9 protein-coding genes, 2 tRNA genes, 2 rRNA genes and 1 pseudogene are annotated in these 13,127 nt (G+C 55.0%); 1 reads left to right on the top strand and 13 read right to left on the bottom strand.

All coding sequences use genetic code 11. From position 1 onward, the window contains the following. Positions 1-252 precede the first annotated feature (252 nt). Positions 253-1,428 (top strand): sensor histidine kinase, encoded by a 1,176-nt coding sequence (locus tag CA264_RS01520; protein WP_036775078.1) that lies wholly within the window; start codon positions 253-255, stop codon positions 1,426-1,428. A gap of 53 nt (positions 1,429-1,481) precedes the next feature. Here the strand turns inward: CA264_RS01520 and CA264_RS01515 are convergent, their stop codons facing one another. The 13 genes and pseudogenes from CA264_RS01515 to CA264_RS01460 all read right to left on the bottom strand — a co-directional run bounded on the left by CA264_RS01515 (position 1,482) and on the right by CA264_RS01460 (position 13,088). Next, a complete protein-coding gene (locus tag CA264_RS01515; protein WP_025604050.1) occupies positions 1,482-2,003 on the bottom strand; it encodes a GNAT family N-acetyltransferase in 522 nt (173 codons plus the stop codon). A gap of 46 nt (positions 2,004-2,049) precedes the next feature. After that, on the bottom strand, positions 2,050-2,589 hold the full coding sequence (locus CA264_RS01510) for a YceI family protein (protein ID WP_025604049.1): 540 nt from the start codon (positions 2,587-2,589) through the stop codon (positions 2,050-2,052). 107 nt (positions 2,590-2,696) lie between these two features. Beyond that, positions 2,697-3,845, bottom strand: coding sequence for a glycosyltransferase (locus CA264_RS01505; protein ID WP_025604048.1), 1,149 nt, complete (start codon positions 3,843-3,845; stop codon positions 2,697-2,699). Next, positions 3,845-4,819, bottom strand: coding sequence for a glycosyltransferase family 2 protein (locus CA264_RS01500; protein WP_025604047.1), 975 nt, complete (start codon positions 4,817-4,819; stop codon positions 3,845-3,847). Before CA264_RS01500 ends, CA264_RS01505 begins: the two co-directional genes overlap by 1 nt. A gap of 3 nt (positions 4,820-4,822) precedes the next feature. After that, positions 4,823-5,341 carry a DUF4199 domain-containing protein gene (locus CA264_RS01495; protein ID WP_025604046.1) on the bottom strand — a complete coding sequence of 173 codons (519 nt, stop codon included), beginning with the start codon at positions 5,339-5,341 and terminating at the stop codon, positions 4,823-4,825. 29 nt (positions 5,342-5,370) lie between these two features. Next, positions 5,371-5,880: a DUF4199 domain-containing protein gene (locus CA264_RS01490; protein WP_036775076.1), complete on the bottom strand. Its 510-nt coding sequence runs from the start codon at positions 5,878-5,880 to the stop codon at positions 5,371-5,373. 60 nt (positions 5,881-5,940) lie between these two features. Next, a complete protein-coding gene (locus CA264_RS01485) occupies positions 5,941-7,206 on the bottom strand; it encodes a dihydroorotase (RefSeq protein WP_025604044.1) in 1,266 nt (421 codons plus the stop codon). Between the two features lies 1 nt (position 7,207). Beyond that, a complete protein-coding gene (locus CA264_RS01480; RefSeq protein ID WP_237151161.1) occupies positions 7,208-8,911 on the bottom strand; it encodes a COG1361 family protein in 1,704 nt (567 codons plus the stop codon). Positions 8,912-8,986: 75 nt separating this feature from the next. Continuing rightward, positions 8,987-9,214 (bottom strand): annotated as a pseudogene (locus CA264_RS22475) (BatA domain-containing protein); the annotation flags it as partial. 402 nt (positions 9,215-9,616) lie between these two features. Further along, positions 9,617-9,728: ribosomal RNA gene (gene rrf / locus CA264_RS01475) — 5S ribosomal RNA — on the bottom strand. A 90-nt stretch (positions 9,729-9,818) separates the two neighbouring features. Then, positions 9,819-12,710: ribosomal RNA gene (locus CA264_RS01470) — 23S ribosomal RNA — on the bottom strand. A 217-nt stretch (positions 12,711-12,927) separates the two neighbouring features. Beyond that, positions 12,928-13,001, bottom strand: a tRNA-Ala gene (locus CA264_RS01465). A gap of 13 nt (positions 13,002-13,014) precedes the next feature. After that, positions 13,015-13,088 (bottom strand) — tRNA-Ile (locus CA264_RS01460). Positions 13,089-13,127 lie beyond the last annotated feature (39 nt).

The following is a 13,127-nucleotide window of genomic DNA, read 5'->3' as shown; positions in this document are numbered from 1 at the left end:
GCGGTTCTCGGGGATTTTCTGTTTTCGCCTGTACCGCTTCTCTCCCCTTCCGTACACTACGGTAGCACGGTTATACCAAACCTTGCAATAATTCTTTTCTACTCAAAACATACTCCCGTGTGGGCGCCCTCGTTTAAAGTATAAAGTTACCTGCTATTACACGCCTCCCTATTTGAACTTTTCCAATTTAAATTTAATTTAACAACCGTACCAAACTTTACCGCGACCATGGTTGCAGAAGATACGAAAACGATGCAAGAGTCAGAACGCCTGGAAGAGCTGAACAGCCTCGATATTCTGGACACGCCGGCCGAGCAGGAGTTCGACGAGCTGACACAGCTGGCCTCCCAGATCTGCGGTACGCCTATTTCCCTTATCAGCCTGATAGATGAGAACCGGCAGTGGTTTAAGTCCCGGTTAGGCATTGGCATTCCGGAAACACCCCGCTCTATTTCGTTCTGCCAGCACGCCATTCGGCAAAGCGAGGTGTTCGAAGTACAGGACACGATGGAGGACCAGCGCTTTAAGAATAACCCGATGGTCACCGACGACCCGAACATACGGTTTTACGCCGGCTCTCAGCTTGTCACCGCGAGCGGCCACAAACTGGGCACGCTCTGTGTGCTCGACACCATCCCGCGCCGCCTTACACCGGACCAGAAATACGCGCTGGAGGTGCTCTCCAAGCAGGTGATTACCAACATGGAGCTACGCCTGAAGCAAAAGCAGCTCGAAACCGAGAAGCAGCAACTGCAGGTGGCCAACGAGAAGCTGGACCAGTTCGTGCACATGGTATCGCACGACCTGAAGGAGCCGATTATGAACATGCAGGCAGTGACGGAGTGGCTGCAGGAGGACCTGCAGGAGAAAGACTACGGCAACCTGGGCAGTAACCTGCACCTGCTAAAAGAGCGCATCTCCACCATGGAAAAGCTTGTGACAGGGCTGCTGGAGTATTCTATGACGAACGTACGCGACCTCCCGAAAGAGAACGTTGACGTGGAGCGGCTGGTACGGCAGGTGTTATCGGAGCTGGAGAGGTCCGGTAACTTTACGGTTGTCGTTGCCCCGGGGCTTCCTACCTTTCAGACGGAGAAGGTGCTGCTGCAGCAGGTGTTTGCCAACCTCATCTCCAACGCCATTAAATACCACCACACAGGCCGCGGCCACCTATCCATAGGTATGGAGGCGGAGCAAAAGGGCATGTACACGTTCTTTGTGCAGGACGACGGGCCGGGCATCGCGCCGGAGCATCACCAGAAAGTATTCGGCCTGTATGAGCGCCTCCTGCGGGATACCAGCAGAACCAAAGGCACCGGAATCGGACTGGCCACGGTTAAAAAGATTGTGGAAGACAAAGGAGGCCGCATCTGGATAGACTCTGCGCTTGGGCAGGGCGCCCGCTTCTCCTTTACCTGGCAGAAGTAACCGCAAAGGCCTGCTACAGTGGCTGCCTTTGCGGCTATTACACAAAGGTGAAGCTACCAGGGCAGGCCGTTCAGGTTTATGTGCTGCGGGCGGAAAGAGTGCTGCTGCCCAGGCGACAGCAGCATAACGTTGGAGTCGTACAACTGCTCGCCCGACGGCTGGTGGTAGCGCAGAGAGCAGTTTTCCAGCTTATACCAGCCCAGGCGGCTGTAGAACGGCAACAGGGCATCGGCGCAAAGCAGCAAACCGTGGGCACACTCTAACTCCTCAAAAATAAACTGCTCGGTTTCGCGCAGCACCTGGCTAGCGTAGCCTCTGCCCCGGAAGGCCCTGGGTGTAATTACGTTGTTGATGCCTGCCACGGTGTAAAGCTGCCCGTCCATGAGTACCCTGCGCAGCACCACGTTGCAGAAAGTAGCCAGTTCCTTCCCTTCATACTTTGCCAATACCCAGTCCGGCTGCGCCCACTCGCGCTCCTGCACAAAGGCTACGTGCCCAAACTCCTCATCAATGCAATGCGCCAACTGCTGCCTAAGCGCAGGTGCTAGCCCGCTATACTGTTCTGCTTTAACCATGGGGTAATTTTTGGCAAATATAGCTGCAATTCTATTCTTGCCCGCGCTACTTCAGCACATAACACTTGATGGACACCCTCACCTCATTTCCCACGATCAGCGGGCTTATCCCTTCCCCCAAACCAAAATCCTGGCGGTTAAGCACAACGTGCCCCTCCAGCAGCTGCTCCTGCTCATGGTTGAGAATTGTAAACGGAATTCGGATTTCTTTGCTGCGCCCTTTTACCTCCAGGGTGCCTGTGGCAACGTAGCCGAAGCTACTCCGCACAATATGGTCGCATAAGAAGGTTGCCACCGGGTAGGTCTCCACATCAAAGAACACAGCCTGGTGCAAGTGCCTGTCGCGCATTTCCATGCCCGTACCAAGCGATGTGATGTCTACCACGGCCTCTATCTGCGCCTCTGCCAGGTGCAGGGGGTCCAGCAGAACACGGCCATAAATACTGTTAAATTTACCTTCTGTGTAGTCCGTGCCCATGTTTTCAACGGTAAACGAAACAGAGGAGCGGCGGCTATCGATGGTTTGGGCAAAGGCTGGCAGGCAGCCTAAGAGGTACAGAAACAGTAGTAGTAGGTAAGTCTTCATCGTGATTGAGCGCAAAACGGTACAGCTACCACCTGTACTGTTTAAACAAAGCTAGGCTCCGAAGAATTACCCTGAATACCGGGAAGTGAGTGAACGCAGTATAATCCTTAGCTACGAACCTTGTCTGCCAGCTCACGGACAGCGGCCACAAAGCGGCTCCAGCTAAAACGCTGCTTATACTTGCTGATGTTCCGGGAAAAGGTGGCCGCAGCGCCTGAAGTATAGAACTGGCGGATAGCGGCGGCGATGGCTTCCGGTTGCGGCTCTACCACATAGCCCACCTCCCCGTCCGGCACCAGTTCTGACAGGCCTCCCACGCGCGTCACCACCATCGGCTTATCGAAATGGTAGGCAACCTGTGTTACGCCGCTCTGGGTAGCGTGCCGGTAAGGCTGCACCACCAGGTCAGCCGCGCAGAAGTAGTGGCGCACCTCGGCATTGGGTATAAAGTCGGTGCGGAGCACCAGCCTATCCTGTAGCTGCAGCTGCTCTATCTGTTGCAGGTAGGGGGCAGCATCTTCGTAGTACTCCCCGGCAACGATCAGCTTAAGCCCCTGCAACTCCTTTACCTGTGGGTCTGCCATAGCCTGCAGCAGCAGGTCCAGGCCTTTATACGCACGGATAAAACCAAAGAAAAGAATGTAGTTACACGTTGGGTCGAGGTTTAGAGCGGCGCAGGCGGCCTCTTTGGGCTCCGCCTCTCCAAAGTTATCGTAGAGCGGGTGCGGCAGATAGGCGCTGGGCTTGCGGGGCTCAAACTGCTGCAGGTCCTCCTGCACCGAGCGCGACATGGTTACAAAGCCATGGCAGGAGCTGAAGAAATACTTTGTGAAGGGCACATCGCCGGGGCGCTTCTCGTGCGGCACCACATTGTCGGTAATAGCCAGAACACGGCTGTACTTATTCCGGCGGATGAGCCGGGCTATGGTGCCGAGCGCAGGCCCCATAAAGGGCAGCCAGTACCGGAAAATCACCAGATCGGGCCGTTGCTGCTGAATGTAGCGCCCTGTACGCCACCAGCTCAGCGGGTTTATCGAGTTGATCAGCGCCTTGATCCGAAGGCCGGCAGGGGCTGGCTCCGTGGTATACTGGCTCTTGCCCGGGAAAAGAAAAGAGGGGTACTGCAGGCTGAAGGTAACGATCTCCACCTCGTCGCCGGCCTCCTGGAAAGCATAAGCCAGGCGCTCGTTAAAGGTAGCCATACCTCCGCCGCGCAGCGGGTGCGCCGGCCCTACGATGGTTACCCGCCTCGCCATTACTTTTTCAGGGCACCCACCCTATCACGGACCAGGTACTCGTTACGCTTGTTGGATGCCATAGAGATCATCTCGGCCAGGAAACCAGCCAAGAACAGCTGCACCCCCAGCACCACCGCTACCAGCGCCAGGAAAAACAACGGCTGGTCCACAATGTCACGGGCACGGCCGTTAAAGTACAGGCCGAAGAGCTTCTGGGCGATGAGCCAGAACGTTATGCCAAGGCCAACCACAAACATAAGCGTACCCATTGTTCCGAAGAAGTGCATCGGGCGCTTCTTAAAGCGGCTCACAAAGGTAATCGAAAGCAGGTCCAGAAAGCCGTAGACGAAACGCTCCAGCCCAAACTTGGTGGTGCCGTACTTGCGCTCCTGGTGCTGCACTACCTTCTCGCCAATCTTGGTAAAGCCATTCCATTTGGCAATAACCGGAATGTAGCGGTGCATCTCACCGTGTACCTCTATGCTCTTCACCACCAGCTGGCGGTAAGCCTTCAGGCCACAGTTAAAGTCATGCAGCTGTATGCCAGACAGCTTGCGGGTGGCGGCGTTAAACAGCTTTGTAGGGATAGTTTTGCTGAGCGGGTCGAAGCGCTTTTTCTTCCAACCGCTGATCAAATCATACTTCTGGTGCTTAATGAGGTCGTAAAGCCCCGGAATCTCCTCCGGGCTGTCCTGCAGGTCGGCGTCCATGGTAATCACCACTTCCCCGGTACAACGCCGGAAGCCCTCGTTAAGCGCGGCAGACTTGCCGTAGTTACGGTTAAAGCTGATGCCTTTCACGGCTTTGTCTTCCTCTCCAAGGGCGTGAACCACGTCCCAGGAATGGTCGGTGCTGCCGTCATCCACCAGAATAACCTCGTAAGAGAACTCGTGCGCGTGCATCACACGTTTGATCCAGCGCACAAGTTCAGGCAGCGACTCCTCCTCGTTATACAGCGGAACTACTACCGAAATATCGTAAGCGTATTGCATGTTCTATTCAAACTCCGGTCGCTTGTTTTTCATCACCGCAGAGATGATCAGCGACAGGATAAACCCTATAATCAACGTAACAATGGTGGCTCCCAGAATCATGGTCACCGGCCCCTGGAAGTTCTCAGCCATCGCCATACCGGCATCGATCTGCTCGTCGGTCAGGCCCTGGCGGATCATCTCCTCGCGCTGCTGCTCCATTACGCGGCCCATGTACTCTGTGTCCACAAACTCCACATACAGCCAGGTAAACAGGCCGGACAGGAAGCCGAACACCCCTGAAACAATGGTGCCGATCCCGAGGCCCTGCCCATAGGACATATAGCCATAGTTCTGCTCCTTGTAGTTTTTCATGGCCACCACGATGCCTGCAATCAGGATAAGGTACGCCAGGCTGGACAGCCAGCGGTTTTCCGCCAGGCCGGAAACCATCAGTATAAGGCTAAAAATAACGCCGACAAGCGCGAAGATAAAGCCCCACTTTAAGGCTACAGATCCAACAGAGGGTTCTTTCTCAGTCATAGTGTTTAGTTTTAAAAGGTTAGAGGTTGCTATTTCCTGAAAAATACGGCAGCCACCAACGAAAAAATCCCCCCTGCAAAAATCCTCCGCACAAAATCGTCCGCGGCCAACATACTTGGTGATACCGAATCCAGGGCCTTGAAGCCCTCCTCATACATTTGCTGCCCCAGCAGCTTTATCTGCTCCTCGCGCGTCTCTTCCAGCAAAGCCTTCATTTCTGCCACGTGCTGCTGTATAATCTCAGGGCCCACCAAAAATATAAAGATAAACACCAGCATGGCGGCACAAAGCGCTGTGTAAAACGAAACCGCCAGCCCTAGCCGGATGCCCTTCCCGAAGCTCAACTCACTATCGTTGTACTTCTTATAGTTTCGGATGCCCAGGAAAATAAACACCGGGATGGGCAGGTACGTCAGGCGCCCCAACTCGCCGAAGGGGTTATAGCCTAAAAAATAGATCAGGGCCACTAGTGCAAAGCACGCAATGCCACACAGTACGCCGTAGCGTATCCCCTCCCGCACAATTGTTTGATTGAACATAGTCTCTACAGGAGCAGCCTCGTACAGGCCCTGCTCCAATCCAATATAAGTATAAATATATTAAAAAGAATCGTTGAGCACTAATTGCCCTCTGTGAATCGTGCCGAGGGCCCTGCCTTTTAGCTGCTGCCCAAAGAAGGGGCTGTTGTAGGACTTTGATTTGGTGTTTTCTGCCGTAGGCTCCCAGGTGATATGCGGGTTAAAGAGTGTCAGGTTGGCGGCCTCTCCTACAGCCAGGCGCACCTCCGGCAGCCCCAGAATACGGCGCGGGTTGGTGGTCAGCTTCTCAAGCAGGGCCCCCAGCGGCAGCTCCAGGGTGGTGTGAGCCACGGCAAAGGCTGTCTCCAGGTTAATGATGCCAAATTCCGCCAGGTCAAACTCCAGCTTCTTGGCCTCCACATCCTGCGGCACATGCCCCGACACCAGCACATCAATCGTCCCGTCCTTCAGTCCTTCCTTAATCGCCGCTGCGTCTGCTGCGCTGCGGAACGGCGGTGCTACTTTGTAGTTTGTATCGAAGGGCTCAATGGTTTCATCTGTAAAGGCGGCTTGGTAGCTGGCCACATCGCAGGTTACCTCCAGCCCTTCCTCTTTGGCCTTACGAATAGAGGCGACGGCAGCCGCAGTGGAAATAAGGGAGAAGTGCAGCTTTCCGCCGGTGTAACGCAGCAGCTGCAGATCGCGGGTCACCGTTACCTCTTCGGCCAGTGCCGGAATGCCTTTCATGCCGAGGCGTGTACTGGCTTCGCCCTCGTGCATCTGCCCGTTCTCAGTCAGGCGGGTGTGCTCCGGCTTGTTCAGCAGCACACCGTTGAACGTCTGCAGATACTGCAGTGCCTTCAGCATTACATCCGCACCCTGCAAGGGATGCGTGCCGTCCGTGAATGCAACAGCGCCGGCGCGGTGCAGGTCAATCATCTCTGTCAGGTCTTTTCCTGCTGCCTCTACGGTTACGGCACCGGCTGGCAGGAATGTTACCGGCAAACTCTGGCTTCTGTTTTTGATGTAGCTAATGGCGCTCTTCGTCTGCACAACCGGCTCCGTGTTAGGCAGCAGCAGCACCTCCGTAAAACCGCCTGCCACGGCAGCGGCAGCAAGGCTTTCCAGATCTTCTTTGTACTCCAGCCCCGGTTCCCCGGCAAAGGCATGCATGTCTACCCATCCCGCCGACACGCACAGGCCATCTCTGGCAATAACTTTATCGGCGTGCTGTTCATCCGGTCCTATGTAGGCAATGGTACCGTTCTCTATCAGGATGTTCTGTTGCTGCAGGTGAAACTCGGACTGTGGATTGTAAATAGTTGCTGCTCTGAGAAGTACTTTCATGTTAGAGGAATCTAATAAGTGCTATTTCGGCCATCAGGAAAAACAGACACAATATTAGGCAATATTTCCAAAGCTTAACGCCAAAATATCTTTTTTCGAACTCACCTTTCACAGAAAAGGCATCTCCGTACGCATACACATGCACATTGGGCCTCTCCTCACCTACTAAAGCGCGAAGCTCTTCGGGGGTATACTGCTCTAGCTGAGACTCTTTTTTTCCGTAGTTAAACGCCAAAGTCGCTATGGTGGAGTCCTGTAGCTGCAGCGTGGAAAAGCCCGCCTGCCCCATATCCGCAGGCACATTAAAGTATAGCTTGCCCCCTCGCACCTGCTGTTCCGGAATAAAGGCCACGGTATCCTGCTGCAGTTTGTATACGCCCTCCTTTTTGCTCAGCGACACAGCCGGCACCTGCACTGTACCACCACCCAAGGCATAAGCCAGCTGTTGCTCCTGCTTATAGCTGCTGATAGCCAGCCGGTACATCAGCGGCACAAAGAGCGCGTGGTTCGGCAAGGAACTCAGCTCCTCATCCAAGGGTGCCGCCATCAGGTACACTGCGCCACTGCCCCTGTCAAAGCGCGAAAAGAAGGGAGCACCGCCTCTATACTTCAGAACGTCCTCTGACGCCCGGGACCAGGCTATACTTCTGGCTGCGGAAGGCATCTGCATCTTCGGGTCAAAATCAGAGAAAATGCTCCTGAAAAAAGGGCTGTTAGGGTCCGGGGGAGCCAGACTAGTTTTTGGCGCTGTGGCGCTGCTCCCGGTAAACGAGGCCGTAAGGCCCAGGTTCTGAAAAAGAGACGCGTAGGCTCCTCCTTCCTGCCCTGCAGGAGGGAGCACAGCCAGTGTTCCGCCTGCCTTCACATAATTTGCCAGGGTAGCTGCCAACCCTGGCGAAAGTGTCTCTATGCCGTTCAGTAGTACCACATCGGAGGCGGCAAGTGCGGCATAGTCTACATTGTTACTGCTGTAGGCTCTGTAATCAAAGAAAGGCTCATTACGGTAAAGGCGCTGCAAAGAGGTATTGGCCTGGTCCGTGATTTCTGTAACGGAGATCGGGGATGACGGGGACAGGACAAAATAGTAGGTGTTATCGAACTCCACCGGGTAGTCCTCTACCTGTAGATAGGCCTTTTGCACGCCGCTACCCGCTGCCCTAAACGCCATAACAGCTTCCGTAGACTGTTGGGCCGGCAGGTCTATACTTAACGCTGAAACCTGCTGGTCGTTGATAAACAGCTTTACAGGCACATCCTCCACCGGCTCAGAGCCGGTGTTTGCCAGTAACACATGCAGTACGCTTTCAGTGCCGGGCCTAATAAACTCATCCTCCAGGTAAACAGAGTCAACCGTGATGTTCACGGTATTGGCGGCCGCCAGTGGCACCAGGTGTACCTGCGTTAAGGTGTCAAATGCATCGAGTGCAGCGGGAGAGAACGTCTCTTTCTGAAAATCGGAAAGGATAAACGTGTGAGCAGGCTTCTCACCTACCGCTACAGCAGGAGAAAAAGATTTCGCTGAGAAGTTCAGCCGGTCAAGATAAGCAGGCACTTCACTTTGCTGCACAGCAGCTCCATGGTTAACCTTATCAGTAGAAAAGAGTTTGAAAGCAGATGAGGGAGGGAAAAGATCCGCGATGGCTTTAGCACGGTCTGTGGCAACATGCAGCAGGGTGAGCTCCTCCTCCTCATGTAGGTTCTCCATACTATAAGAGTTATCTACAGCCACAGACACCTCTGCATCACGCGCTCCAGCCGCTGCGTCAGCAGCAGGCAGAAAGGGTTGCGCAAAGGCCAATACCAGGAAAACAATAAAGAGGATGCGGCACAACAAGATCAACAGCTCCTTTAGATTTCGCTGGCTAGCTGTCAGGTCTTTGGAAACCTGTATAAACTTGACATTGCTAAAAACTACTCGCTTAGCCCGCCGCAGCTGCACCAGGTGCAGGATTATCGGCACTGCAACAGCTGCAAGCGCAAAAAGAAAGGACGGATATAAGAATGTCATATTTCAATTTATGGAGGAGCAGGGGAAAAAGCAACTGCTCCACACCTATACTCCTAAATCATCCTTGTAGTTCGGGTAAAGAAAATGCGGAAGGTGGTCTGTCTGCTGTTTCGGACGAGGTGTTCTCGGTGGAGAACCTGATCCACCCGCGCTTCATCAACAGCTAACCCGTCCGGCCCTGAAAAAGGCAAAGGCCCCGGCGCTCTTTCGCGCCGGGGCCTTTGTGTTTGTTTCCGTTTGCTCTCTGCCACGGGCTTGTTGCTCTGGCGGCTGCTTGCTGTGCTGCTGCACGCGCCACCGCTCCTCCTTCAGGCCCTGCCTGGTGCGGGTGGTGCGGTTTCGGGACGGGGGTAAAAAGGGAGCGCCCCGCTCCGCGGCTGCGGAGGGGGCGCTCTTTGTTGGGGTTGGCGGCCACCTACTCTCCCGGGTGTGACCCCAGTACCATCGGCGCGCCCGGGCTTAACTTCTCTGTTCGGGATGGGAAGAGGTGCTCACCGGGGCCATAGCCACCATTATCTTGCGCACGGCTGTTATGCGTGCCGGATGCTTTATGACATGACTTGTGGGGGAGAAACAAAATCGAGAGCGGCGGGCCGGTGCTGCTGACCGGACGCGCTCGGGCAATTAGTACCGCTCGGCTTTGCCATTCCTGGCTTTACACCTGCGGCCTATCGACGTCATCGTCTTTGACGGCCCTTAAGGGAGATCTCATCTTGGGGCGGGTTTCGCGCTTAGATGCTTTCAGCGCTTATCCCGTCCGAGCGTAGCTACCCTGCGCTGCGGCTGGCGCCACAACAGGTCCACCAGAGGCTCGTCCAACCCGGTCCTCTCGTACTAAGGTCAGGACCCCTCAAATCTCCTACGCCCACAACAGATAGGGACCGAACTGTCTCACGACGTTCTGAACCCAGCTCGCGTGCCACTTTAATCGGCGAACAGCCGAACCCTTGGGACCTTCTCCAGCCCCAGGACGTGACGAGCCGACATCGAGGTGCCAAACCTCCCCGTCGATATGAGCTCTTGGGGGAGATCAGCCTGTTATCCCCAGAGTACCTTTTATCCTTTGAGCGATGGCCCTTCCATGCGGAACCACCGGATCACTATATCCGCCTTTCGGCCCTGCTCGGCTTGTGGGCCTCACAGTCAAGCGCCCTTATGCTATTGCGCTCTGCGCACGGTTACCAAGCGTGCTGAGGGCACCTTTGAAAGCCTCCGTTACTGTTTTGGAGGCGACCACCCCAGTCAAACTACCCACCAAGCACTGTCCCCTGTCTTACAAGGTTAGGCGCCAAGCAACTCAAGGGTTGTATTTCAAGGACGGCTCCACGACGCCTGGCGACGCCGCTTCAAAGCCTCCAACCTATCCTACACATGAGTTACCCAGCGTCAATGCTAAGCTATAGTAAAGGTTCATGGGGTCTTTCCGTCCCGTTGCGGGTACTCGGCATCTTCACCGAGACTACAATTTCACCGAGCTCACGGCTGAGACAGCGCCCAGATCGTTACACCATTCGTGCAGGTCGGAACTTACCCGACAAGGAATTTCGCTACCTTAGGACCGTTATAGTTACGGCCGCCGTTTACCGGGGCTTCGATTCAGAGCTTCGCCTTACGGCTAACCCCCCCTCTTAACCTTCCGGCACCGGGCAGGTGTCAGGCCTTATACTTCATCTCTCGATTTCGCAAAGCCATGTGTTTTTGTTAAACAGTCGCCTGGGCCTTTTCACTGCGGCTTCTGCTATTGCTAGCAGGAAGCGCCCCTTCTCCCGAAGTTACAGGGCCATTTTGCCGAGTTCCTTGGCCGTGATTCACTCGAGCACCTTAGGATTCTCTCCTCGACCACCTGTGTCGGTTTGCGGTACGGGCGGCAAGCCATTTAAACGCTTAGCGGGTTTTCTAGGGAGCCTGATTAGGGACGATCTCCTTGGCCGGGGCCGCGGAGTACTTTCGGGTTTCAGCTAGGTCGGCGTACTTCACAACCGTCCTACTACCTACGCCCTTAAACGCGCTATTCCGTCAGCGCGCCGTCCTTTCACTTCTCCGTCACCGCATCGCTATGACGTGCCGGTACTGGAATATTAACCAGTTGTCCATCGACCTGCGCTTTCGCCTCGGCCTTAGGACCCGACTAACCCTGATCCGATTAGCGTTGATCAGGAAACCTTGGTCTTTCGGTGTGCGGGTTTCTCGCCCGCATTATCGTTACTTATGCCTACATTTGCTTTTCCAAGCGCTCCAACGCCCCTTGCCGGGACGCCTTCGTCGCCCTTGGAATGCTCCCCTACCAGTGTATAAATACAATCCGCAGCTTCGGTGCTGTGCTTGATGCCCGATTATTATCGATGCCCTGTCGCTCGACCAGTGAGCTGTTACGCACTCTTTAAAGGAATGGCTGCTTCCAAGCCAACCTCCTGGCTGTCTAGGCAACTGGACCCCCTTTGTTCAACTTAGCGCAGACTTTGGGACCTTAGCTGGCGGTCTGGGTTCTTTCCCTCTCGGCCTGGGACCTTAGCACCCCAGGCCTCACTGCCGTGTATATCAAATGGCATTCGGAGTTCGTCAGGATTCGGTAGGATGTGACTCCCCCTAGTCCTATCGGTAGCTCTACCTCCATATGACTCCACCACGACGCTGCCCCTAAAGGCATTTCGGGGAGTACGAGCTATTTCTCAGTTTGATTGGCCTTTCACCCCTACCCACAGGTCATCCAAATACTTTTCAACGTAAACTGGTTCGGACCTCCAACTGGTTTTACCCAGCCTTCATCCTGCCCATGGGTAGATCACAAAGTTTCGCGTCTACCCCCCCTGACTGCGCGCCCTGTTCAGACTCGCTTTCGCTGCGGCTCCGTGCTTTCAAACACTTAACCTCGCCAGGGAGGAGTAACTCGTAGGCTCATTATGCAAAAGGCACGCCGTCACCACACGAAGTGGCTCCGACCGCTTGTAAGCGCACGGTTTCAGGATCTGTTTCACCCCGTTATTCACGGTGCTTTTCACCTTTCCCTCACGGTACTGGTTCACTATCGGTCTCTCAGGAGTATTTAGCCTTACCGGATGGTGCCGGTGGATTCAGGCGGGATTTCTCCGGTCCCGCCCTACTCAGGATACCACTAGGGCCAAGCAGCTTACGCACACGGGACTATCACCCCCTATGGTCAGGCTTCCCAGCCTGTTATGCTTCAATACTTGGTCCCACGACGTGGTCCTACAACCCCAGGGCTGCCGTAACAGCACTGGTTTGGGCTAATCCGCGTTCGCTCGCCACTACTTGCGGAATCACTGTTGTTTTCTCTTCCTCCGGGTACTTAGATGTTTCAGTTCCCCGGGTTCGCCCCCCGTAGGGTAGTGTATCTTCAATACACTGGGTTGCCCCATTCGGAAATCTTCGGATCAACTCGTATGTGCCGATCCCCGAAGCTTATCGCAGCTTGTCGCGTCCTTCATCGCCTCTGAGAGCCTAGGCATCCCCCGTGCGCCCTTCTCTGCGTCTTCGGCCGGCCCCACAAGCGTGGGCCGGCCCGCCTCTCTCGCACTAGGGCCCTATCGCTAGGGCCTAGTCTATTTCTTTTGTCTCTCTCCCATCATGTCAAAGAACTTTCTCCTGAAGACGCTGGACATTAGACGCTAGATGTTAGACATCTAGCCCTTTTGCCAACTCTTTAAGATATGAAGCAAGAACCTGTCGTTCCTGCCTTGTGTTTACTCTCGGTGTGGAGAATAACGGAGTCGAACCGTTGACCTCCTGCGTGCAAAGCAGGCGCTCTAGCCAGCTGAGCTAATCCCCCAGGTAATTCGCGGTGGGCCTGCGTGGACTCGAACCACGGACCTCTACATTATCAGTGTAGCGCTCTAACCACCTGAGCTACAAGCCCGCTTCTCTGGCCGGGCCTGGCCGCCCGAGTAAGTGAGTT

This window comes from Pontibacter actiniarum (assembly GCF_003585765.1).
GTDB classification, from domain to species: Bacteria; Bacteroidota; Bacteroidia; order Cytophagales; family Hymenobacteraceae; genus Pontibacter; species Pontibacter actiniarum.
The sequence above is the reverse complement of the archived record's forward strand: the minus strand, read 5'-3'. Positions and strand labels throughout refer to the sequence as shown.

Excerpts from the sequence above, each read along its gene's own strand:
- CA264_RS01515 (WP_025604050.1), bottom strand. The coding sequence starts at position 2,003 with ATGGTTAAAGCAGAACAGTATAGCGGGCTAGCACCTGCGCTTAGGCAG.
- CA264_RS01485 (WP_025604044.1), bottom strand. The coding sequence starts at position 7,206 with ATGAAAGTACTTCTCAGAGCAGCAACTATTTACAATCCACAGTCCGAG.
- CA264_RS01520 (WP_036775078.1), top strand. The coding sequence starts at position 253 with ATGCAAGAGTCAGAACGCCTGGAAGAGCTGAACAGCCTCGATATTCTG.
- CA264_RS01490 (WP_036775076.1), bottom strand. The coding sequence starts at position 5,880 with ATGTTCAATCAAACAATTGTGCGGGAGGGGATACGCTACGGCGTACTG.
- CA264_RS01480 (WP_237151161.1), bottom strand. The coding sequence starts at position 8,911 with ATGGAGAACCTACATGAGGAGGAGGAGCTCACCCTGCTGCATGTTGCC.
- CA264_RS01510 (WP_025604049.1), bottom strand. The coding sequence starts at position 2,589 with ATGAAGACTTACCTACTACTACTGTTTCTGTACCTCTTAGGCTGCCTG.
- CA264_RS01495 (WP_025604046.1), bottom strand. The coding sequence starts at position 5,341 with ATGACTGAGAAAGAACCCTCTGTTGGATCTGTAGCCTTAAAGTGGGGC.
- CA264_RS01505 (WP_025604048.1), bottom strand. The coding sequence starts at position 3,845 with ATGGCGAGGCGGGTAACCATCGTAGGGCCGGCGCACCCGCTGCGCGGC.
- CA264_RS01500 (WP_025604047.1), bottom strand. The coding sequence starts at position 4,819 with ATGCAATACGCTTACGATATTTCGGTAGTAGTTCCGCTGTATAACGAG.